This is a genomic window from Kocuria sp. CPCC 205258 (genome assembly GCF_040981005.1).
Classification (GTDB): domain Bacteria; phylum Actinomycetota; class Actinomycetes; order Actinomycetales; family Micrococcaceae; genus Kocuria; species Kocuria rosea.
On record NZ_JAVKPS010000008.1, the window covers coordinates 151,115 to 171,980 of the forward strand.

The window sequence follows — 20,866 nt, forward strand, 5'->3', positions numbered from 1 at the left end:
TCAGCGGGGCAGCGGCAGCTTCTCGTCGAGCACGGCCCGGACGGCCGCGACGTCGACGTCCGTGACGGAGGCGTGCTCCCAGGCCGGCCGGTTGTCCTTGTCCACGAGGACCGCCCGCACGCCCTCGGCGAAGTCGGGGCGGGCGATCGTGTCCGCGGCGAGGCGCAGCTCCCGCTCGAGGCAGGAGCGCACGCTGTCGTCGGCCGCCCCGCGCTCCAGCAGCTCGAAGGTGCGCACCAGCGAGGAGGGGCTCATCCCCGCGAGGTCCTCCGGCGCGGCGGCGACGATCTGCTCGAGGGTCGGGGCGCCGTAGCGCTCCTCGATCTCCTCCCACCGCGCCACCACGGAGGACGGCTCGGGCTCGCGCGCGAAGCGGGAGAGGGCGCCCTCCGGGCCCTCCTCCACCACGGCCCCGGCGAGGGCCTCGAAGTCCTCGTCCGCCACGAGGACGTCGGCCAACCCGAGGGCGACGGCGTCCGCGCCGCCGAGCCGCTGCCCGCCGAGGGCGAGCCAGCGGCCCACGGCCAGGCCCGGTTCGCCGCGGTGGTCCGGCCGGGAGACGCGCGGCAGGAACCAGGAGGCGCCGATGTCGGTGAAGAAGCCGATCTTCGTCTCGGGCATCGCCATGACCGTGGAGGGGCCCACCACGCGGTGGGAGCCGTGCACGGAGATGCCCATGCCGCCGCCCATGCAGATCCCGTTCATGAGCGCCACGTAGGGCTTGGGGTAGTCCGCGATCAGGCAGTCGAGGGCGTACTCGACGGCGAACACCCCCGTGGCCTCCTCCGTCCGCCCGGCGAGCACGGCGTCGCGGACCTCCCGGATGTCGCCGCCGGCGCACCACGCCCGCGGGGAGGCGGAGGTGACGAGCACGTGGCGCACGGCGTCGTCGTCCCGCCACGCGTCGAGCGCGGCCTTGAGGTCCCGGTACATCTGGGCGGTGAGAGCGTTGAGCTGACGGGGCCGGTTGAGCACGATGTGCCCGGTCCCGTTGCGGACCTCGGTCAGGACGTGCTGCGCGGTGCCGGTCGTGGCGGTGTCGGTCATGGCTCCCACCCTGCCACGGGCCGCGCCGCCGTGCCACGGCTCACACGCCGGAGGGCGGCCACTGTCCACGCTGCGCCAGGAGGGAGGCGAGCAGGTCGGCCCGGTCGGTGACGATCCCGTCGACCCCGAGCTCGAGCAGCTCCGCCATCTCGGCCGTCTCGTTGACGGTCCACACGTGCACGTCGATGCCGTGCCGGTGGGCGAAGTCCAGGAAGCGGGGGGTCACGAGCTGGACCTCGGCCCCGCCCCGCACCCGGTACCGGCGGGGGATCTGCACGGTGTCGAACGGCTCGATCCACCGGGCGGCCGCCCGCCGCGCGAGACGCCAGGTGGGCCCGCCCAGCCACGAGCACACGAGCAGCAGGCGCATCCCCTCCTTGCCGGAGGACGTGGGCACGGTCCGGCCGTCCAGCTCGCGGATCCGCCGCAGCGTGCGGCGCCGGCGGCTCTCGGAGAAGGAGGTCACCCGCACCCGGTCCACGGCGCCGAGCTCGTGGAGCAGCGCCGGCAGGGCCGCCACGGACGCCTCGTCCTTGACGTCCACGTTGAACTTCAGCTCGGGGAGCTCCGTCAGCAGGTCGGCGAAGCGGGGGATGCGCCCGGCACCGGCGACGCGCTCGGCCCTGATCTGCGCCCAGGTCAGAGCGGAGACCTTCCCGCTGCCGCCGGTGACGCGGTCGAGGGTCTCGTCGTGGAAGGACAGGACCACCCCGTCGGCCGTCGTGTTGACGTCCGTCTCGATCCACTCGTAGCCGAGGTCCCGGGCCGCCCGGAAGGCGTCGAGGGTGTTCTCGGCACCGTCCCGGCAGAAACCGCGGTGGGCCAGGGCTGCGGGGGCGTCGCGCCGGTGCGCTGGAGGGGTCACCCCCCTATTGTTACCCCGTGGTAGCGGATTGTCCCGCCCATGACGCGCCAGGTCGGCCGCCGCGCAGCAGGGCCTCGATCACCTGGGCCACCCCGTCCTCCTCGAACGGCGGGGCCGTGCGGCCCACGGCCCGCGCGACCGCGGGGTGCCCGCTCGCCATGGCGTAGCCGTGGGCGGCCCACGTGAGCATCTCGAGGTCGTTGGGCATGTCGCCGAAGGCCATCACCTCGTGCGGGCGGATGCCGCGCTCGGCCGCGTACTGCTCGAGGGTGCGCGCCTTGGTGAGCCCCTTCTGACCCATCTCCACGAGCGGGGCCGCCGCCACGGAGTGCGTCACGGACAGCCTGCCGGCCACGAGCTCGGCGAGCGCCCGGAAGTACTCCTGCGGCTCGGCGGTGTCCAGCTTGGCCAGGAACTTCACCAGCCCCTGGTCCTCCGGCAGCCGGTCCCGCAGCGCCCCGACCAGGGGGGCGCCGACCTCCATCCGGTCGGTCCTGGCCCACCCGTGGTCCGTGAAGACCCCCTCGAGGGTCTCCGCCGCGAACAGCGTGCCGGGGTGCCGGGCCGCGACCTCGTCCATGACCGCGAAGGCGTCCCGGGCCGGGAACAGGCTCGACTCCACGACCAGGTCGGCGCTGAGGTCGTAGACCACCGCCCCGTTCGAGCAGATGACCACGCCCTCGTGGCCGAGCTGCTCGCGCAGCGGGTCGAGCCAGCGCATGGGCCGGCCCGTCACGAACACCACGTGGATGCCGCTGTCCTGGGCGGCGCGGATCGCGTCGACGGTGCGCGGGCGGAAGCGGAAGTCGTGCCCCAGGACGGTGCCGTCGAGGTCGCTGGCGATCATCCGGATCGGCGCCGTCCCGGGGACCTCCGGATCAGGGCTCACGGGTGTTCTGCCACCTAGGCCTCGTGCGTCCCCGTGAGGCAGGCGCGGGCGATCCCGGAGCTGAAGAGCTGGAAGTTCACGACGGCGGGGCTGGCGCTCTCGTCGACCTCGATCTGCTCCTCGCCCACCGCGGTCACGCACACGATGTAGCGGTGCGGCCCGTGGCCGGGGGGCGGGGCGGCGCCCACGTACTCGTCGGTGCCGCCGTCGTTGCGGTGCTTGACCGCCCCGGCCGGAGGGTCGGACGCCGCGCCGCGCGCGAGGGAGGTGACGTCGGCGGGGATGTTGGACAGGCACCAGTGCCAGAAGCCGCTGGGGGTGGGGGCGTCCGGGTCGAAGACCGTGACCACGTAGCTCTTCGTGCCCTCCGGGGCCCCGGACCAGCTCAGCTGCGGGGACACGTCCTGGCCGCCGGCGCCCATGATGCCCGAGAGCTGGGCCGGGGCGAGCGGGCCGCCGTCGGAGATGTCCTCGGAGGTGAGGGTGAAGCTCGGCAGGTCGGGCAGGTCGGCGTACGGGTCGCGCTCGGGCACGGGCTCTCCTTCGGGACGGGACGGGTGGGGTCGGGGCGGGGCGGGGCGGGACGGGTCAGGGCGCGGGCAGCTCGTCCTTGCGGGGCAGGTCCGCGCCGGCGCGGGAGACCGTGACGCCGGCCGCCGAGGCGGCGTAGCGCAGCAGCTCGCCGACCTGCTGCTCGTCCAGGTTGTCGATCCGCTCGCGGGCCGGCGCGCCCGTGTAGCCGTGGTCGGTGAGCCAGCCGAGCAGCGCGGCCATGAAGGAGTCCCCGGCTCCCACGGTGTCCGCGACCGTGGTGCGGGCGGCGGGCACCTCCACCCCGCGCGGCCCGGTGGCGCGGGTGCGGGCCCAGGGCCCCAGGGGCCCGCGGGTGACGACGACGAGCTCCGCGCCGGCCTTGAGCCAGGCGCCCGCGCTCTCCTCGACGCTGCGGTGGGGGTACAGCCACAGGAGGTCCTCGTCCGAGGCCTTCACGACGTCGGCGAGGGCCACGAGCTGCTCGGCCCGGGCCCGGGCGTCCGAGGAGTCCGGGATGATGGACGGCCGGCAGTTGGGGTCGTAGGAGATCAGGGCCGAGCGGTGGGCCTGCTCCACGGCGTGCAGGACCTTCGAGGCGCCGGGCTCGAGCATCGCCCCGATCGACCCCACGTGCAGCAGGGAGGTCTCCCGGAGCAGCTCGGCCAGCTGCTCGTCCGAGAGGTCCAGGGACCAGTCGAGCTGGAAGTCGTAGGTCGCGGCGCCGTCCTCCCCGATGACGGCCTCGGCCACGGAGGTGGGCCGCGTGTCGGCGTCGAAGGGCAGGAGCACGCCGTTGTCCCGCAGGTGCGCCTCGACCTGCGTGCCGTACTCGTCCTCGCCGTAGCGGCCGAGGAACTGGACCTCGTGGCCGAGCCGGGCCAGGCCCACGGCCACGTTCATGGGGCTTCCCCCGGCGTGCGCGCGGGGCTCCTGGCCGCGCTTCGAGACCACGTCCACGAGCGCCTCACCGATGACCGTCAGCATGCTCTCACGGTAGCACCCGCCGCCCCCGCCGGCCCCGGCACCGGACCGGCCCGCCGGGCCCGTAACGGGAGCCCTTCCCGCCCCCGGTGCCCCTAGAATGGAGGGCGGCGTCCTGCGCGAACCGCAGCGGCGCGCACCCGACCGCGCAACGAGGCGCGGCACGTCACGGCCGGACACGATGACGTCCCCGGCCGAGGAAGAGAGTCATTCTTGAGCACTCCTGAAAGCTGGGCCGACCGCGAGTCGCTCGCCGAGGGCATCGTCCCCCTGGTCGGACGCCTGCACCGTGAGAACAAGGTCGTGCCGACGGTCTACGGCCGCTCCCTGGTGCACAAGTCCGTCACCCAGATCATCAAGGCGCACCGCTTCGCCCGCCGGATCGACGGCGAGGAGCTGCCCCTCGAGGACACGACCCGCCTGCTCGAGGCCATGTCCGGGCTGAACCTCGGCACCTGCGCGGTGGACCTCGGCAAGCTCAACCGGCTCGCCCACGAGTCGGACCAGGACCTCGAGCCGTTCCTGCGCGAGGAGCTCGCCCCTGTGGTGGACCGCAGGGCCCAGAACTCCCCGGAGTCCCAGGACGTGGTGCTCTACGGGTTCGGCCGCATCGGCCGCCTGCTCGCCCGCATCCTCATCAACCGCAACGACGGCACCGGCCTGAACCTGCGCGCCGTCGTGGTGCGCAAGAAGCCGGGCAACGACCTGGTCAAGCGCGCCTCCCTCCTGCGCCGCGACTCGGTGCACGGGAAGTTCGACGGGACCATCCACGTCGACGAGGAGAACGACGTCATCACGGCCAACGGGGTGGCCATCAAGTTCATCTACGCGAACGACCCCACCGAGATCGACTACACCGCCTACGGGATCGACAACGCGATCGTCGTGGACAACACGGGCGTGTGGCGCGACGAGGCCGGGCTCTCGAAGCACCTGCAGGCCAAGGGCGTGGCCAAGGTGCTGCTCACCGCACCGGGCAAGGGCGACCTGAAGAACATCGTGTGCGGGGTCAACGACGACGTCATCACCGCGGAGGACACCATCCTGTCCGCCGCGTCCTGCACCACCAACGCGATCACCCCGGTCGTGAAGGTCCTGCACGACAAGTACGGCATCGCGCAGGGCCACGTGGAGACGGTCCACTCCTACACCAACGACCAGAACCTCATCGACAACTGGCACAAGGGCGACCGCCGGGGCCGCTCCGCCGCCCTCAACATGGTCATCACCGAGACCGGCGCCGCGAAGGCCGTGGCCAAGGCGCTGCCGGAGATGGCCGGCAAGCTGACGGGCAACGCGATCCGCGTCCCCACCCCGGACGTGTCCATGGCCATCCTCAACCTGCAGCTCGAGCAGGCCCCGGAGTCCGAGGACGCGGTCAACCAGTACCTGAAGGACATCTCGCTGAACTCGTCCCTGCGCAAGCAGATCGACTACACCGACTCCCCCGAGATCGTGTCCACCGACTTCGTGGGCTCCCGCCGCGCGGGCGTCGTCGACGGTCTCGCGACGATCGTCAACGGCAGCTCGCTGGTGCTCTACGTCTGGTACGACAACGAGTTCGGCTACTCCTGCCAGGTCGTGCGGGTGCTCGCCCGGATGGCCGACATCGCGATGCCGCAGTTCCCGGCCGAGCGGGTCGCGGTCGGCACGGCGTCGATCCCCGGCTGAGCCGCCCCTCGGCGGCAGCGGACCGTCCGCGCCGAGGGGTCGCCACCGAACGGAACGAGCGACTCGCACCGTTCAGTGGCGACCCCTCGCGCAGCAGTTCGAGCAGGCGGCGCAGCGGGTCAGGCGGTGTAGAAGGCCCCCGCGACGGCCCCGAGGGCCGCGACGTCGTCCACGTGGCACAGCTCCCGGGCGGAGTGCATCGACAGCAGGCCGATGCCGACGTCGATCGTGCGCACCCCCAGCCGGGCCGCGGTGATGGGCCCGATGGTGGACCCGCACGGCACCCGGTTGTTGGAGACGAACTCCTGGTAGCCCACACCGGCGCGCGCGCAGGCCTCGGCCCAGATCCCGGCGCCCACGGCGTCCGTGGCGTAGTGCTGGTCCGCGTTGATCTTCAGCAGCGGCCCCGCCCCCGGCACCGGCCGGTTCACGGGGTCGTGGTGGCCCTGGTAGTTGGGGTGCACCAGGTGCCCGGCGTCGGCGGACAGGCACACGGACCCGGCCAGGGAGCGCCGGTGCTCGGCGGCGGAGCGGCCCAGGCCCTCACCGATGCGCACCAGCACGTCCTCGAGGAACGGTCCCGCGGCGCCGGAGCGGGTGCGGGAGCCGATCTCCTCGTGGTCGAACGCGGCGAGCACCGCGATGTGCCGGCCCTGCTCGACCGACTCGGCCTCGCGGGCGAGGGCGCTCAGCCCGGCGTGCACGGAGGACAGGTTGTCCAGCCGACCGGAGGCGAACAGCGTCCTGCCCTGCCCGAACACGGCGGGGGGCTGGGCGTCCGCCAGCACCACGTCGTAGCCGACGATGCGGGCCGGGTCCACGGGCCCGCCGTCCGCGTGCTCGGCCAGCAGCGCGAGGACGTCCGCGTCCTCCGGCTGCCCCACTCCCCAGATCGGCTGCACGTGCTGCTGGCGGTCGAGCTGCAGGCCCTTGTTGGCCTCGCGGTCCAGGTGGATGGCGAGCTGCGGGATGCGGGCCACGGGGCCGGTGGCGGTCAGGTGCTCCACCGGGGCGCCGTCCGTCCCGCGGACCACGAGCCGGCCCGCCAGGCGCAGCTCGCGGTCCAGCCACGAGTTCAGCAGCGCCCCGCCGTAGGTCTCGACCCCGGCCTGGAGCCAGGTGTGGGCCGTGGTGGTGGGCCTCGGCTTGAGCTTGAAGCCCGGCGAGTCGGTGTGCGCGCCGAGGATCCGGAACCCCGCCGCGGGCGGGACCTCCGCCGGGGTGGCCCACGCGATGACGGCCCCGTCGCGGAGCACGTAGCGCCGCCCGCGGACGCCGGTCCGGGCCCAGTCCTCCGTCTCGTCGAGGCGGACGAAGCCCGCCTCCTCCAGCCGCGCGGCGGCGGCGTGCGCGGCGTGGAAGGAGCTCGGCGACTCCATCACGTAGCGGCCGAGGTCCTCGACGGCGGACCGGGGGTCGACTGCGGTGCGGGGTTCCATGCCGTCAGTCTACGAAAGGTGCTGGGGCGCGCGTCCGGGAGCCTGTCCCGCCCAGTGGCCGGGACAGGCGGGCGGGCCGGGGCACACCCAGGCTCCGGGCCCGCGGCCCTCCCCACCGGGTCCGGGGCCGGCCGCGAGGAGGAGGGGCGGCCGCGGCGGGTGCACGGTCCGGGTCACCTCCACGCCGCGCCGGCGCGCGCCGCGGACCACGAGCCACGCGAAGACCAGCTGCAGGCCCGCCGAGAGGGCGAGGGCCACCCAGGACGACTCCTCGGCGTCCGGGTCGGCCAGGCCGAGCGCCCCGAAGAGCGTGGCGATCACGTTGTTGACCACGTGCAGGGCGATCGCCGCCTCGAGCCCGCCGGTGCGCCACGTCAGCCAGCCGGCGACGACCGCCATGACCGCGACCGCCAGCAGCCCCCAGGCATCGTACAGGTGCCCGAACGTGAACAGGGGCACCGGCAGCAGGATCGCGAACACGGGCCGGCGCAGCCACCGTCCCACGGTCTGCAGCAGGTAGCCCCGGAAGACGAGCTCCTCCGCCGCGCACTGCAGCGGGACCACCAGCACGATCATGGCGATCAGCCACCAGAAGCCCTCCACCGGCTGCGGGGCGGTCAGCGAGCCGAGCAGCGCGTACTCCACGAGGAGGGCGGCCGCCTGGCCCACCGCGTAGACGGCCAGGGCCACGAGGAGGCACCGGCCGAGGAGGCCCCAGCGCAGCCGTCCCGTCACGGACAGCAGCAGCCCGAGGGGCCGGGGGCCCGTGATGGCCCGGGCCGCGAGGAGCGCCGGGATCATGAGGACCAGGGAGAAGAACAGCATGAAGAAGATCGCCGGGTCCATCATGTCCAGCTCCGTGCCCCCGAGGAAGACCTCGTCCAGGGCCTCCTCGCCGCGCACGGCCACGAGCCCCACGGCCCACACGATGCCGAACACGATGGCCAGCACCCCGTAGAAGGCGCCGAAGAGCAGCAGCTCCACGAGCGGCTTCCACCACCGGTGGTCGGGGTCGGCGTGGCCGAGCCGGTGGTACGGCAGGATCCGGGGCCCGGGGCCCGAGGGGTCGTCGTCGAGGGATCCCTGCCTCCAGGGGGCGGCGCGCGTGGTCATGCCTCCCACGGTATCCGCAGCCGGTCCCTTCCGGACACGCGACAGTTCGGGGGCGCCCGTCCGGTGCCCCGTCGTGGCGCCCGCCGGTCAGGGCAGGTCGCTGCGGTAGCGCAGGCCCATCTGCCGGCGCGCGTCGTCGAGCAGCTCCAGCACCAGCACGGTGTCCGCGAGCGGCATGCGCGGGCTCTCGGTCAGGCCGGCCTGGAGGCAGCGGGTCACCTCCCGCAGCTCGTGGGCGAAGCCGTGCCCGGCGGCCCGGAAGCGCTCGGTCCGCGGCGCGGCTCCCCCGGACCGGACCACCAGCTCACCGGGGTGGTACAGGGGCGCCCCGGTGCGCAGCCAGCCGTCCGTCCCGCTGATGGTGACCGTGCCCGGGCAGTCCGTCTCGATGGACGTGGTGAGGTGGGCGTGCGCGCCGTCCGCCCACGTGAGGGTCAGAGCGTTGTGCAGGTCCACGCCGTCCTCGTGGAGGACGCCGTGGGCCGTGAGGCCGTCCGGTGCGCCGAGCGCCGCGAGCGCCCAGGTGAGCGGGTACACGGCGAGGTCCAGCAGGGCCCCTCCGCCCGCCGCGGGATCCCAGAGCCGGGACCCGGGGTCGTACGGCACCGGGGCGCCGAGGTCCGCCTGGAGCCAGCGGACCCGGCCGATCTCGCCGGAACGGACGATGTCGAGGGCGCGCCCGAAGCTCGGCAGGAAGCGCGTCCACACCGCCTCCATGAGGAACAGCCCGCGCGCCCGGGCGAGCTCCCGCAGCTCCCCCGCCTCCCGGGCGTTCATGGTCAGCGGCTTCTCGCAGAGCACGTGCTTGCCGGCCTCGAGGGCCGCGCGGGCCACCGCGTGGTGCTGGGCGTGGGGCGTGGCAACGTAGACGACCTCCACGGCGGGGTCCGCGACGAGGCGCTCCCAGCCGGTGGTGCCGTCGTGGTCGTGGTGGCTCCGGGCCGCGCCGAAGCGCTCGGCGAACGCCTCGGCGGAGGACCGGGAGCGGGAGCTGACGGCCGAGAGCACGGCGTCGTCGAGCAGCGCCAGGTCCTGGACCACGCGGCCGGCGATCGACCCGGTGGCGACGACCCCCCAGTGCACGGGACGGCCGGTCGCCGTCGCGGGGTCGTCGCCCGCCACCGGGGCGGGGAGGGCTGGAGGGGGCATGGTGGCCTTTCGAGGAGGATCCGGGGACGCCGACGACGGCGCCGGGGCGCCGCCCGGCTCGGGGCGGGAAGGACTAGACGGAGTCCCGGAGCACGAGCGAGGTCGGCATGATGGTCACCCGGTCCGTCGGCCGGCCCTCGATCATGTCGACGAGGGTCTCGGCCATCTTCCGGCCGAGCTCGACGATCGGGTGGTTCACCGTGGTCAGCGCGGGGGTCACCGACGTCGCGAAGGAGTCGTCGTCGAAGCCCACCACGGCGATGTCCTCCGGGATGCGCAGGCCGCGGCCCTGGATCACGGTGTACGCCCCGGCCGCCATCTGGTCGTTCGCGGCGAACACGGCGTCGACCGGCCGGCCGCGGTCCAGCAGCCGCTGCATGGCCCGGGCCCCCGAGGCGAGCGTGAAGTCGCCCACCTCCACCAGCTGGTCGTCCAGCCCGGCCTCCCGCACCGCGGTCCGCCAGCCCGCCAGCCGGTCGATGCCCGGGGGCATGTCCTGCGGCCCGGCGATGGTCGCGATGCTCCGCCGCCCGCTCGCGGTGAGCAGCCGGGTGGCGCTGCACGCGGCGGCCTCGTTCTCGACCTCCACGTAGTAGGCGTCCTCGGCGCCGACGAGCGGGCGACCCGCGAACACCATGGGCAGCGACCCCGAGAGGTGGGTCCACGAGTGGTCGCCACTGTGGTGCGAGACCACCAGGGCACCGTCCACGTTGCCGCCGAGCAGGAAGCTGCGGGTCTTCTCGGGCTTCGCCTCGGACGCGATGACCATGTTCAGGGTGAAGTCGGTGTCCGTCAGGTACATCGCGATGCCCTGGACCACGGTCGTGAAGAAGGGATCCGCGAACACCTTGGACGTGGACTCCGGGATGATCAGGGCGACCGAGTTGGCCCGTCGCTTCGCCAGCGACCGCGCCGCCCGGTTCGGGGTGTAGTCGAGGGCCTCGATGGCCTTCCGCACCGACTGCGCCAGCTCGGGGTCGACGCTGGGCGAGTCGTTCACCACCCGGGACACGGTCGCCCGCGAGACCCCGGCCAGCGCGGCCACCATCTCGAGCGTCGGCACGGGCCGGGAGCCGCCTGCGCGCTGCGTCATGATCATCTCCGGTGCTCTCGGCGGATGGGCTGGCATCAATGCTAGGCGCCCGTGGACGGGGCCACCGGCGTGCGGTCCGCGGCGGCGGCGATGACCCCGGCGTAGGCGCGACCGCTGTCCTTGACCGTGCGCTCGAACGTCCCGTAGTCCACCCGGACCACGCCGAAGCGCTTGCCGTAGCCCCACGACCACTCGAAGTTGTCCAGCAGCGACCACACGAAGTAGCCGCGGACGTCCGCGCCCTGGTCGATGGCCGCCCCCACGGCCGCGATGTGGCCGAGGACGAACTCGGTGCGCTCCGTGTCGTGGACGGCGCCGTCGTCGCTGACGACGTCGTCGTAGGCGGCGCCGTTCTCGGTGACGTACAGGGGCGGGAGCGCGGGGTACTCCTCGCCCAGGCGCACCAGGAGCTTCCGCAGTCCGTCCGGGTTCACCTCCCAGTCCATCGCCGTGCGCGGCAGGCCGCGGCTCGGGAACGCGATGTCCTCGGAGCCGATCCAGCACGAGGACGTGGGGCGGCTGGCGCCGCCGGAGTGGCCGTCGCCGCCGGAGGACTCCGGGTGCCCGCTGATGAGGTCGTCGTGGTAGTGGTTCACGCCGAGGAAGTCGAGGGGCGCCCCGATGGTCGCGAGGTCACCGTCCCGGACGAGCTCGCGGAGGCCGAACCGGTCCAGGTCCGCGAGGGTGTCCTCGGGGTATGCGCCGCGCAGGATCGGGTCCAGGAAGAGGCGGTTCTGCAGGGAGTCGAACCGCCGGGCCGCGTCGAGGTCCACCGGGTCCGAGGGGTCGCGCGGGATCGAGTTGCTGAGGTTGAGGGTGATGCCCAGGTGCTCGGCACCGCGGGACCGCAGGTGCTCGACCGCGAGGCCGTGGGCCAGGTGCTGGTGGTGCACGGCGGCGACGGCGGCCCGGGGGTCCTGCCGTCCGGGCGCGTGCACCCCGGCCGCGTAGCCGAGCAGCGACGAGCAGAAGGGCTCGTTGAACGTGGTCCAGTGCCGCACCCGGTCGCCGAGCACCGAGTGCACGTCGTCGGCGTACTCGACGAAGCGGTGCGCGGTGTCCCGGTGGGCCCACCCGCCCTTCTCCTCGAGCGCCTGCGGCAGGTCCCAGTGGTACAGGGTCAGCCAGGGCAGGATGCCGGCCTCGAGCAGCTCGTCGACCAGGCGGGAGTAGAAGTCCAGGCCCTCGGGGTTCGGGGCCCGGTCGCCGGGGCGCACCCGCGCCCAGCTCGTGGAGAAGCGGTAGGAGCCGAGCCCGAGCTCCTTCATGATCCGCACGTCCTCGGGCATCCGGTGGTAGTGCTGCACGGCGTCCTCCAGGGTGTCGCCGTTGGCCACGGCGCCCGGCAGCCGGGCGAAGGCGTCCCAGACGGAGTCCTCCTTGCCGCCCTCGTGCCCGGCGCCCTCCACCTGGGCCGCGGCGGTGGCCGAGCCCCAGAGGAAGCCCTCGGGCCAGCTGCGGTGGTGCACGGCTGCGTCTTCTGCGTTGTTCGGCATTAGCCCTTCACTGCTCCTTGCATGATTCCGGAAATGAGTTGTCTGCCCGCGACGGCGAAGAGCGCCAGGAGGGGGAGGGTGGCCATGACGGCGCCGGCGAGGACGATCGAGTAGTCCACGTAGCGGGCCGACTGCAGCTGGCTCAGCGCCGTCTGCAGGGTGGGGTTGCTCGCGTCGAGGACGAGCAGCGGCCACAGGAAGTCGGTCCACGCCGTCATGAAGGTGAACAGGCCGAGGATGGCCATGGCCGGGCGGGCCGCGGGGAGCGCGACGTGCCAGAACGTGGAGATCATCGACGCCCCGTCCATCCGGGCCGACTCGATGAGCTCGTCGGGGATGACGTCCACGAGGTACTGGCGCATGAAGAACACGCCGAACGCCGTGACGAGGGTGGGCACGACGACCGCCCCGATCTCGCCGGTCCAGCCGAGCTCGCGCATGAGCATGAACAGCGGGATGATGCCGAGCTGCGTGGGGATGGCCATGGTCGCGACGACCGCGACCATGAGGCCGTCGCGCCCCTTGAACCGCAGCTTGGCGAACGCGTACCCGGCGAGGGTGGAGAACGTGACCACCGAGACGGTGATGATCCCCGAGATGAGCACGCTGTTGCCGAGGGCCAGCCAGAAGGGGATGGTGTCGAAGACCTCGCCCACGTTCGTCCAGAAGTTGCCGCCCGGCAGCAGCGGCGGCCAGGTGCGGCCGAGGGCCTCGTTGGAGCGGCTGCCGATGATCACCGACCACCACAGCGGATAGGCGCTGGCCAGGAAGAACGCGGAGAGCAGGCCGTAGGTGAGGAAGCCGGGGCGGTGCCCGTCCCCGAAGATCCGCCGGCGCACGGGCACCGCCCGCGACCGCCGCGTCCTGGTCCTCGTGGGTGCGCCGGTGACGGTCATCGTGTCCTCCTCGTGGTCGTCGGTGCTGCGGCCGCCCGTGGCGCCCCGGTGCCGGTGTTCGCCGCCGCGTCGGGGACGACGGCGTCCACCGCACGCGGCCTCCGCCGCCGACCGGCCCCGCGCCCGGTTCTGCGCGGCGGCCTCCCTCCGTCGGACGCCGTCGCGATGCGGCGCGAGACCAGGTAGTTGACCAGGCCGAAGAGCAGGATGAGGAGGAAGAGCAGCCAGGCGATGGTCGCGGCCTTGCCGAAGTTCTGCCGCTGGAAGGCCATCTCCCAGAGGTAGAGGACCGTGGTCTGGAACTGGCGCTGCGTGCCGCCCGCGGCCACGGGGTCGAAGAGCCTCGGCTCCGTGAAGATCTGGAGTCCGCCGATGGTGGTCGTGATGACCACGAACACCATCGTGGGGCGGATGCTCGGCAGGGTGATGCTGAAGAACCGGCGGAGAGGGCCCGCGCCGTCGATCGCGCCGGCGTCGTACAGGTCCCGGGGCACCGCCTGCATCGCCGCGAGCAGGATCAGCGCGTTGTAGCCGGTCCAGCGCCAGTTGACCATGGCGGCGATGGCGATGTGGCTGGGCAGCGTCTCGTTCTTCCACAGGATCGGGTCGACCCCGAAGCTGCCGAGGATGTTGTTGATGAGCCCGTACTGCTCGCCGAACATGTTCGTGAAGATCATGGCCACGGCCACCGGGGTGACCACGTAGGGCAGCAGCACGCTCATCTGCCACAGCGTCCTGGCGCGCAGGTTCTGGTCCAGGACCGCCGCGATCAGCACCGCGGCCGCCAGCTGCGGGATGCTCGAGAGCAGGAAGATGCTCACCGTGTTGAACAGCGAGTTCCAGAAGAACCGGTCCCGCAGCACCTCGGTGAAGTTGCCCAGCCCCACGAACTCGCCCCGGCCGGTGAGCAGGTGCCAGTCGAAGAGCGAGACGAAGAACGTGTACCCGAGCGGGAAGAGCCCCACCACTCCGAAGAGGACGAAGAAGGGCGCGATGTACAGGTAGGGGGAGGCTTTCAGGTCCAGGACGATGAGCCGCTGTCTGCGGGTCGGCCTGGGCGGACTCGGCGCCGGCGCGGCGGGCGCCGCGGCGGCGGGACGGTGGGCTGTCGTGGTCATGAGGGTCTCGCGCTTCCGTGAGGGGGCCTCCGGCGGATTCCGGAGGCCCCGTGGCCGGGTCCTGCTAGTTGTTGACGACCAGGTCGTCGAGAAGCGCGAGGGCCTCGTCCCAGGCCTCGTCGGCCGTGGCGGTCCCGGCGTCGAGGCGCTTCAGCGGCGGCAGGAAGACGTTCTCCTGGATCACGGAGTCGTGCGGGCCCTTGAACTGGGCGACGACCCCCTCGGCGCGGGACGCGAGGATCACCCCGGTGGGTGCGTCGTTGAACACGGGGTTCGGTTCGGCGTCCTCGACCAGCTTCTCCTGGGCCTCGATGGTGCTGGGGAAGTTGTTCGCCTTGGCCGACTGCTTGACCTGCTGCTCGGGCGCGGTGAGCCAGGCCGCGAGCTTCGCCGCCTCCTCCGGGTGCTCGGAGGTCTCCGGGACGGAGAGGAACGCGCCGCCCCAGTTGGAGGCGCCGCCCGGGAAGACGTCGGCGAAGTCCCACCCGCTGCCCTCGCCGCCGCCGGCGGACTCGAGCTGGCCCTCGATGGTGCCGAGCATCCAGCCGGGGCAGACGAAGGTCGCGAAGGAGCCGTCCACGAAGGCCTGGCCGTTGCCCCAGTCGAACTGGGTCTGGTTGGCGGAGAGGCCGTCCAGCGTGCCCGCGGCGAGCAGGTCGAAGCGCTCGCGCAGCTGCTCGTTGCCCTCCACGTTGAGCTCACCGTCGGCGGTGTAGTAGCCCTCGTCGAGCTGGTTGACCATCGAGTTCCACACGAAGCCGGACTGGTCGTACCAGGCCTTGCCCGTGGTCTCCTGGTACTCGCGGCCGAGCTCGAAGTAGGTCTCCCAGGTGGCGTCGTCCCCGCCGAAGAGCTCCGCGACCTCCTCGCGGTCGCTGGGCAGACCGGCCTCCTCGAAGAGCTTTCCGTTGTAGCAGAGGCCCTGGGGGCCGATGTCGGTGCCGTACCCGATGACGCGGCCCTCGGGGTCGGTCCCCTGCTCGAACTTCCACGGCACCCAGTTGTCCTTGATGTCGGCCGCGCCGTGCTCGTTGAGGTCCACGAACTGGTCGGAGACCTCCATGATCGAGCCGAGCCAGCCCTCCTCGATGGCGGTGACGTCGCTGAGCCCGGACCCGGCGGCGATCTTGGTGAAGGCGTCCGTGCGCGCGTTCGAGCCGCGGTCGATGTTCGTGGCCTTGATGGTCACGCCCGGGTTCAGCTCCTCGTACTCGCCGTAGAGGTCGTCGTAGCCGAAGGTCCCGAAGGTGGTGACGGTGAGCTCGACGGGGTTGTCGGCGCTGGCCGGCTCGCCTCCGCCCCCGCCGCACCCCGTGGCGACGGCTGCCAGTGCCGCCGCACCCGCCAGGGCTGTCGTTCGCTTGAGTCGCGTGTGTCCCACGGTCACTCCTTGTGTGAAGGGCTGGAGAGGAGCTGCTTTTGAGAGAGCGCTCTCTCTGCTGTGCCTCGACTGTATGTGCCGTGACTCACACCGTCAAGAGAGCGCTCTCTCAGATCTCGGAGAAGTCGCTCCGCGTCGTGCTGGACGGACGGGACGGGCCCGTCCGCGGCGCGTCAGCGGGCGTAGCGGTCCACGAAGGCGGCGAGGATCTTCTCGGGCTCGGTCACGGGCGGCCCCGTGCGGATCCGGTCCTTGACGTCCTCGGCCTCGGCCGGCGGGAAGTACCCGTGCTCCTTGTACGCCTCGATCCGGCGGAGCAGGGCGGGGGCGTCGAGCTCGGGGTGGAACTGGGTCGCGTAGAGGTTCTGCTTGATCCGGAACATCTGGACGGGGCAGTCCGCTCCGGTCGCGAGCAGGACGGCTGCGGGCGCCAGGGTGCGCGTACCCTCCTTGTGCCCCACGAACCCGTGGAACGCCGGCGGGAACTCCCGGAGCAGCGGGTCCCGCAGCCCCTCCTCGGTCAGGGTGACCTCGATGACGCCGATCTCCTCGCCGCGGGTGCGGTCCACGATCCCGCCCTGGTGCGTGCCGAGGGTGCCGACGCCGTAGCAGGCGCCGAGGAACGGGAAGTCCCGGGCGACCACCTCGTCGAGCAGGTCCCGCATCTCGGACTCGGCCCGCCGCTGCACCTCCGACTTCTGCTGCGGCGGGTCGGAGGAGTTGAACGGGGACCCGCCGATGACGACCCCGGAGTAGCGCTCGAGGTCGATCGGCGGCATGGGCCCGGCCTCCAGCCGGACCCGGTGGAGGTGGCTCTCCTGCAGGCCGCTGAAGCGGCAGATGGTCTCGTACTCCTCGTCCGCGACGTCGTCCTCGGCGCGGGTGGCGAGCAGCAGGAAGGGCTTCATGACCCCATCGTAGCCAGCGGCGGGGCGCTCCCCCGCCCGCTCAGGGGACGAGGCGCTCCTGGTGCGCGTAGGCGTTGAAGGAGGTGCCGCGGCTGAAGCCGAGCAGGGTGACCCCCGTCTGCTCCGCGAGGTCCACGGCGAGGGCCGAGGGCGCCGAGACGGCCGCGAGCGCCGGGACGCCGGCCATGTACGCCTTCTGCACCAGCTCGAACGAGGCGCGGCCCGAGACCTGGAGCACGGTGGAGCCCAGAGGCAGGAGGTTCTCGCGCAGGGCCCAGCCCACCACCTTGTCCACGGCGTTGTGCCGCCCCACGTCCTCCCGCACGCACAGCAGCTCGGGCTCGCCGGCACCGTCGCCGTCGGGACCGTCCGGGAAGCGGAAGAGCCCCGCGGCGTGGACGCCGCCGGTCGTGGCGAACAGCTTCTGCCCGGTGCGCAGCCGGTCCGGCAGGGCGAGCAGCGCGGGCACGGGGAGCCCGGTCCGGTCCGCGGCGGGGTCGAACGAGGAGACCTTGGTGACGGCCTCGATGGACGCCGTGCCGCAGACCCCGCACGACGACGACGTGTAGACGTGCCGCTCCATGGAGGTGTCCGGCAGGGCGACCCCCGGCGCGAGCCGCACCTCCACCACGTTGTAGGTCCGCTGCCCGTCCGGGCCGACGCCGCTGCGGTAGTCCATCTGCACGATCTCGGCCGGCGTGCGCACCACGCCCTCGGAGACGAGGAACCCGGCCACGAGGTCGAAGTCGTGACCCGGCGTGCGCATCGTGACGGTGAACGGCCTGCCGTCGAGCCGGATCTCCAGGGGCTCCTCGCCGGCCAGGGTGTCCGCGCGTCCGGTCCCGCCGCCGTCGGCGGTGTACCGGTGCACGCGGCGCCGCTGGGAAGCTCGGGTCATGGCGGTCCTCCGGTCCCGGCTCCACCGGGTGGGAGCCCTCCCCGGCATCCTATGGGCGCGGCCCGCGGGGGCCGAAGCGGCGGCATTACCGAACAGTAACGTCGGGCGAAGTGGGGACAGGCAGGTTCTGTTCTTATTCATAGACTTTTGTCTAGAGTTGACGTGTCAAGGGAATTCGGCGGCAGGGCTGCCGGCGGATCCCCCGGGCGATCCACTGCGGTTCCACGGGCCGGCGCGCCGAGGCGCGGCCGTCGCAGCGGGCACCCCGTCCCCCGTGATCCGGGGGGACCGGGTGCACGCCGCCTCCGCGGACACCCCACCGGATGCCCGGCACCACACGCGCACCGATCCCGCGCGGCCTCTCCTCTCACCCCTCTCTCGCTCGAAGGCGGAACCATGAACACTGCAGCGCAGACCCCCCTGTCCGAGTCCACCGCGCAGGCCGGTCGGAACCGGCGGGCCGGCAAGGCCGTCCTGGCCGGCGCCGTGGCCGTCGGCCTCCTCGCCGCCGGCGGCGGGACCTTCGCCAAGTGGTCCGAGGAGCAGGCCATTGCTTCCGCCGACCGCATCATGGCCGGTGAGCTCTCGATGAAGAACACCACGGTGTCCTGGACGGACGGCGCCGGGAAGGACATCAACCCGGCCGTCTACAAGATCGTCCCCGGCGACACCGTCCAGCTCCACGCCTCCACCACGGTGATCGCGGAGGGCGCCAACCTGCAGGGGTCCCTCGAGCTGCAGCTCCCCGCACAGCTGCAGCAGGAGATCGACGCGCTCGAGAAGGCCGGCTACGTGTCCTACGACGTGACGCTGGCCAGCGACGAGAAGTCGGCCCGGGACTCGTTCCCGGTCACCAAGGACGACAACGGGGACACCGTGACGGCCGTCGCCACGTTCACCTGGAAGGCGGACATGACCACCGGCAGCGCCGGCGAGAAGGTGGCCAAGTCGCTGAACGGCACCAAGCTCGTCCTCGCCCAGAAGTGACCGTCCGGGGCCGACCGGCCCCACGGTGCCCCGGTGCGGCGACGACGCCGCACCGGGGCGCGCTGCCCCTTACACCCCGTCTCGCTCCGTCTCACCCCCAGAGGCTCCCATGACGCGCACTCCCCGCTCCCGCCCCTCGACCGCCGGCCGCGCCCTCGCCGCCGCCGCGGCCGCGCTCCTGGCGCTGACCCTGCTGGGCAACAGCCTCGGAACGGCCGCCCGCTGGTCCGACGAGGCGCCGCTCGAGACGCAGGCCGTCAGCACCGGCGCCCTCGACGTGGCACTGGAGCCCGCGCGGGCGACCCTCCACCGCACCGACGTCGATCCCGCGACCGGTGCCCTCCGGCGCGGAACCACCGACGTCACCGGAGCGGCGGACGCCCTGTCCGCGCTGGCCCCCGGCGACACGGTCGTCGTCACGACCCGCGCGGTCCTCGACGTCGAGGGCGCGAACCTCGCCGCGACCCTCACGGTCGATCCCGGCGTGCCGGCCGGCGGCGCGGTCGTCCCCCGCGTCGATCTGGTGCCGGTCTCCGGCGCGCCGCCGCAGCCCGGGCCGACCTCCTGGACGGTGACCTCGGCCCACGACGGCGCGGTCTACGACCTCACCGTCTCCTACGAGGTGTCCCCGGACCCCGCCGCCCAGGGCACGACCGTCACGCCGGGCCCGCTCACGGTCGCCCTCACCCAGCACTGATCCCCCCTCTCCCAGGAGCTCCCATGAGCCAGTACCGCACCCCCACGGCCTACGTGCTCGGCGTCCTCGTCCTGCTCGCCGTCATCGTGCTCACGACCCCGAACGGCGGGACCCACGCCCGCTGGTCCGCCACCGCCCTCGCCGAGGTGCCCACCATGACCACGGGCCGGATCGGCTTCGAGATCGCCGCGGTCGAGAGCGCCGAAGGCGCCGCGACCCTGACCAGCACGTCCGGCTTCGACGTCCGGTACCGGCCGGTGCAGGTCTCCCTCGTCGACGCCGCCGGGGAGTCCGTGGCACTTCCGCAGGACATGGGCTTCGCCTACCGCACCGGTGCCACCTGCGCCGGCGGCACGGCTCCGGCGCAGTGGACCGCCGTCGCGCCCGGCGGCTCCGCCGCGGTGGACGTCCGCGGGGAGCTCCGGGCGCCCCTGGAGCAGGACCGGCCCGCCGGGCTGTGCCTCACCGTCTCGACCGAGGCCGTTCCGGTCGCCGCGCTGCGTGCGCTGAACGAGCAGGAACTGCGGGTCGTGACGCAGGTGGAGGCCGCCTCGCTCGAGGAGGGCGCCTGGCCCGTGACCCGCCCGTGGACAGTGCCGCTCGTCCTGAAGATGCCGGCCGAGGAGCAGCCGACGACCGCTCCTCCCCGCCCGGCGGCGGGACAGTGCAGCGTTGACGGGCCAGCCGCGCTGCTCCGGTGGACCTGGTCCGGTGGCGCCGATGCTCCGGCCGTCACCGCATGGGAGATCTGGATGCGCCCGCTGGGCACCACGGCGGCGCCCACTCGGGTGAAGACCGTCTCGGGCGGAGCGGCACGGACGGTTCACGTGGACGTCTCCGAGCTGCCGGCCTCATCGGACAACCGGCCCAGCCAGGACTACGAGACCCTCGTGCGGGCAGTGTTCGCCACGGGGCCGGCGTCCCACGCGGACAGCGCCTACGCGTGGAAGCTCAAGACGCCCGGCGGAAGCGGCAAGATGAACTGTGAAGGACTCCCGTCATGACCACCGTGCTCCGCAAGACGCTCCACCCGCTGCTCGTGCTCGCCCTGGCCGCGGTGGCCGCGCTGCTGCTCGCCGTCGTCGCCCTCCCGCTCGCGCTCGGCTGGGTGCCCCTGACGGTGCTCTCCGGCTCGATGGAGCCGACCGTCCCGACCGGCAGCCAGGTCGTAGTCGCCCCGCTCGAGCGCGAGGACGACGCCGCGGGGCTGAGCACCGGGGACGTCGTGACGTTCATGCCCCGTCCGGACGACCCGACCCTCGTGACCCACCGGATCGTGGGCGTCGCGGTGGACGGCGAGGGACGGCGCAGCTTCACGACGCAGGGCGACGCCAACGCCGCCCCGGACGCGGAGCCGGTCACCGCCACCCAGCTGCGCGGCCTGGTGAAGTACCACGTGCCCTGGGCGGGCTACGCCGCCACCCTCCTGGACGCGGAGCAGAAGCGCGGCGGGATCGTGCTGGTCGCCGCGGCGCTGTTCGGCTACGCGCTGTGGCAGCTCGTGGGCGCCGTCCGGGACCGCGCCCGGGCCACGGACGAGAGCGCGGACGAGAGCGCGGAGGCGGACCGGGTCGCGGAGCGGGACCACGGCGCCGACGGCGTGGCGGAGCAGCTCCCGGCCGGGGAGCAGGCGTTCCCGGCGGAGGCCCCGACGGAGGCGCTGCCGCTGGTGCCCGCCGCCGCCGGCCGCTGAGCGGCGCAGCG

General features: G+C 73.1%; 20 protein-coding genes. 5 read left to right on the forward strand and 15 right to left on the reverse strand.

Annotation, left to right across the window (positions count from 1 at the left end):
- The 5 genes from RF644_RS14260 to RF644_RS14280 are packed head-to-tail and all read right to left on the reverse strand — an operon-like array spanning position 1 to position 4,319.
- Entirely contained in the window at positions 1-1,047 is a 1,047-nt protein-coding gene (locus RF644_RS14260; protein ID WP_368796965.1) for an enoyl-CoA hydratase/isomerase family protein, read from the reverse strand.
- 40 nt (positions 1,048-1,087) lie between these two features.
- Positions 1,088-1,912 (reverse strand): glycerophosphodiester phosphodiesterase family protein, encoded by an 825-nt coding sequence (locus tag RF644_RS14265; RefSeq protein ID WP_017832089.1) that lies wholly within the window; start codon positions 1,910-1,912, stop codon positions 1,088-1,090.
- 10 nt (positions 1,913-1,922) lie between these two features.
- Positions 1,923-2,801, reverse strand: coding sequence for an HAD family hydrolase (locus tag RF644_RS14270; RefSeq protein ID WP_229587237.1), 879 nt, complete (start codon positions 2,799-2,801; stop codon positions 1,923-1,925).
- A gap of 14 nt (positions 2,802-2,815) precedes the next feature.
- Positions 2,816-3,334, reverse strand: a complete 519-nt coding sequence (locus tag RF644_RS14275) for a YbhB/YbcL family Raf kinase inhibitor-like protein (protein ID WP_017832091.1) — start codon at positions 3,332-3,334, stop codon at positions 2,816-2,818.
- A 55-nt stretch (positions 3,335-3,389) separates the two neighbouring features.
- Positions 3,390-4,319, reverse strand: a complete 930-nt coding sequence (locus RF644_RS14280; protein ID WP_368796966.1) for a carbohydrate kinase — start codon at positions 4,317-4,319, stop codon at positions 3,390-3,392.
- 210 nt (positions 4,320-4,529) lie between these two features.
- Between RF644_RS14280 and RF644_RS14285 the strand changes: the two genes are divergently transcribed.
- Entirely contained in the window at positions 4,530-5,987 is a 1,458-nt protein-coding gene (locus tag RF644_RS14285) for a glyceraldehyde-3-phosphate dehydrogenase (protein ID WP_368796967.1), read from the forward strand.
- Between the two features lie 119 nt (positions 5,988-6,106).
- On the opposite strand, the gene RF644_RS14290 is transcribed toward RF644_RS14285, so the two are convergent.
- From RF644_RS14290 to fdhD, 10 genes are all read right to left on the reverse strand, one after another.
- Positions 6,107-7,426, reverse strand: coding sequence for a M18 family aminopeptidase (locus RF644_RS14290; RefSeq protein ID WP_368796968.1), 1,320 nt, complete (start codon positions 7,424-7,426; stop codon positions 6,107-6,109).
- A gap of 9 nt (positions 7,427-7,435) precedes the next feature.
- Positions 7,436-8,539 carry a lysostaphin resistance A-like protein gene (locus RF644_RS14295; RefSeq protein WP_368796969.1) on the reverse strand — a complete coding sequence of 368 codons (1,104 nt, stop codon included), beginning with the start codon at positions 8,537-8,539 and terminating at the stop codon, positions 7,436-7,438.
- 87 nt (positions 8,540-8,626) lie between these two features.
- The gene (locus RF644_RS14300; RefSeq protein ID WP_368796971.1) at positions 8,627-9,688 is read right to left on the reverse strand and encodes a Gfo/Idh/MocA family protein; all 1,062 of its coding nucleotides are present in this window, start codon (positions 9,686-9,688) and stop codon (positions 8,627-8,629) included.
- Between the two features lie 73 nt (positions 9,689-9,761).
- Entirely contained in the window at positions 9,762-10,781 is a 1,020-nt protein-coding gene (locus tag RF644_RS14305) for a LacI family DNA-binding transcriptional regulator (protein ID WP_368796972.1), read from the reverse strand.
- 41 nt (positions 10,782-10,822) lie between these two features.
- Positions 10,823-12,277, reverse strand: coding sequence for a GH1 family beta-glucosidase (locus tag RF644_RS14310; protein ID WP_368796973.1), 1,455 nt, complete (start codon positions 12,275-12,277; stop codon positions 10,823-10,825).
- On the reverse strand, positions 12,277-13,173 hold the full coding sequence (locus tag RF644_RS14315; RefSeq protein WP_368796974.1) for a carbohydrate ABC transporter permease: 897 nt from the start codon (positions 13,171-13,173) through the stop codon (positions 12,277-12,279). The genes RF644_RS14310 and RF644_RS14315 overlap by 1 nt, the downstream gene beginning before the upstream one ends.
- Positions 13,170-14,291 carry a carbohydrate ABC transporter permease gene (locus RF644_RS14320; RefSeq protein ID WP_017832100.1) on the reverse strand — a complete coding sequence of 374 codons (1,122 nt, stop codon included), beginning with the start codon at positions 14,289-14,291 and terminating at the stop codon, positions 13,170-13,172. Before RF644_RS14320 ends, RF644_RS14315 begins: the two co-directional genes overlap by 4 nt.
- Positions 14,292-14,355: 64 nt before the next feature.
- A complete protein-coding gene (locus RF644_RS14325; protein WP_017832101.1) occupies positions 14,356-15,672 on the reverse strand; it encodes an ABC transporter substrate-binding protein in 1,317 nt (438 codons plus the stop codon).
- 173 nt (positions 15,673-15,845) lie between these two features.
- On the reverse strand, positions 15,846-16,580 hold the full coding sequence (locus RF644_RS14330) for a glutamine amidotransferase (RefSeq protein WP_109222247.1): 735 nt from the start codon (positions 16,578-16,580) through the stop codon (positions 15,846-15,848).
- 40 nt (positions 16,581-16,620) lie between these two features.
- Positions 16,621-17,478, reverse strand: coding sequence for a formate dehydrogenase accessory sulfurtransferase FdhD (gene fdhD, locus RF644_RS14335; protein ID WP_368796975.1), 858 nt, complete (start codon positions 17,476-17,478; stop codon positions 16,621-16,623).
- Between the two features lie 396 nt (positions 17,479-17,874).
- On the opposite strand from fdhD, the gene RF644_RS14340 reads away from it, so the two are divergent.
- The 4 genes from RF644_RS14340 to RF644_RS14355 all read left to right on the forward strand — a co-directional run bounded on the left by RF644_RS14340 (position 17,875) and on the right by RF644_RS14355 (position 20,855).
- Positions 17,875-18,465, forward strand: coding sequence for an alternate-type signal peptide domain-containing protein (locus tag RF644_RS14340; protein ID WP_368796976.1), 591 nt, complete (start codon positions 17,875-17,877; stop codon positions 18,463-18,465).
- 109 nt (positions 18,466-18,574) lie between these two features.
- A complete protein-coding gene (locus RF644_RS14345; RefSeq protein WP_368796977.1) occupies positions 18,575-19,162 on the forward strand; it encodes a hypothetical protein in 588 nt (195 codons plus the stop codon).
- Between the two features lie 23 nt (positions 19,163-19,185).
- Entirely contained in the window at positions 19,186-20,166 is a 981-nt protein-coding gene (locus RF644_RS14350) for a hypothetical protein (protein ID WP_368796978.1), read from the forward strand.
- Positions 20,163-20,855 carry a signal peptidase I gene (locus tag RF644_RS14355; RefSeq protein ID WP_368796979.1) on the forward strand — a complete coding sequence of 231 codons (693 nt, stop codon included), beginning with the start codon at positions 20,163-20,165 and terminating at the stop codon, positions 20,853-20,855. Before RF644_RS14350 ends, RF644_RS14355 begins: the two co-directional genes overlap by 4 nt.
- The last annotated feature ends 11 nt before the right edge of the window (positions 20,856-20,866 follow it).

What these genes read in the sequence shown, in the direction of transcription:
- RF644_RS14260 (WP_368796965.1), bottom strand. Translation starts at nt 1,047, where the DNA reads ATGACCGACACCGCCACGACCGGCACCGCGCAGCACGTCCTGACCGAG.
- RF644_RS14280 (WP_368796966.1), bottom strand. Translation starts at nt 4,319, where the DNA reads ATGCTGACGGTCATCGGTGAGGCGCTCGTGGACGTGGTCTCGAAGCGC.
- RF644_RS14290 (WP_368796968.1), bottom strand. Translation starts at nt 7,426, where the DNA reads ATGGAACCCCGCACCGCAGTCGACCCCCGGTCCGCCGTCGAGGACCTC.
- RF644_RS14295 (WP_368796969.1), bottom strand. Translation starts at nt 8,539, where the DNA reads ATGACCACGCGCGCCGCCCCCTGGAGGCAGGGATCCCTCGACGACGAC.
- RF644_RS14300 (WP_368796971.1), bottom strand. Translation starts at nt 9,688, where the DNA reads ATGCCCCCTCCAGCCCTCCCCGCCCCGGTGGCGGGCGACGACCCCGCG.
- RF644_RS14305 (WP_368796972.1), bottom strand. Translation starts at nt 10,781, where the DNA reads ATGACGCAGCGCGCAGGCGGCTCCCGGCCCGTGCCGACGCTCGAGATG.
- RF644_RS14310 (WP_368796973.1), bottom strand. Translation starts at nt 12,277, where the DNA reads ATGCCGAACAACGCAGAAGACGCAGCCGTGCACCACCGCAGCTGGCCC.
- RF644_RS14315 (WP_368796974.1), bottom strand. Translation starts at nt 13,173, where the DNA reads ATGACCGTCACCGGCGCACCCACGAGGACCAGGACGCGGCGGTCGCGG.
- RF644_RS14320 (WP_017832100.1), bottom strand. Translation starts at nt 14,291, where the DNA reads ATGACCACGACAGCCCACCGTCCCGCCGCCGCGGCGCCCGCCGCGCCG.
- RF644_RS14330 (WP_109222247.1), bottom strand. Translation starts at nt 16,580, where the DNA reads ATGAAGCCCTTCCTGCTGCTCGCCACCCGCGCCGAGGACGACGTCGCG.
- fdhD (WP_368796975.1), bottom strand. Translation starts at nt 17,478, where the DNA reads ATGACCCGAGCTTCCCAGCGGCGCCGCGTGCACCGGTACACCGCCGAC.
- RF644_RS14340 (WP_368796976.1), top strand. Translation starts at nt 17,875, where the DNA reads ATGAACACTGCAGCGCAGACCCCCCTGTCCGAGTCCACCGCGCAGGCC.
- RF644_RS14345 (WP_368796977.1), top strand. Translation starts at nt 18,575, where the DNA reads ATGACGCGCACTCCCCGCTCCCGCCCCTCGACCGCCGGCCGCGCCCTC.
- RF644_RS14350 (WP_368796978.1), top strand. Translation starts at nt 19,186, where the DNA reads ATGAGCCAGTACCGCACCCCCACGGCCTACGTGCTCGGCGTCCTCGTC.
- RF644_RS14355 (WP_368796979.1), top strand. Translation starts at nt 20,163, where the DNA reads ATGACCACCGTGCTCCGCAAGACGCTCCACCCGCTGCTCGTGCTCGCC.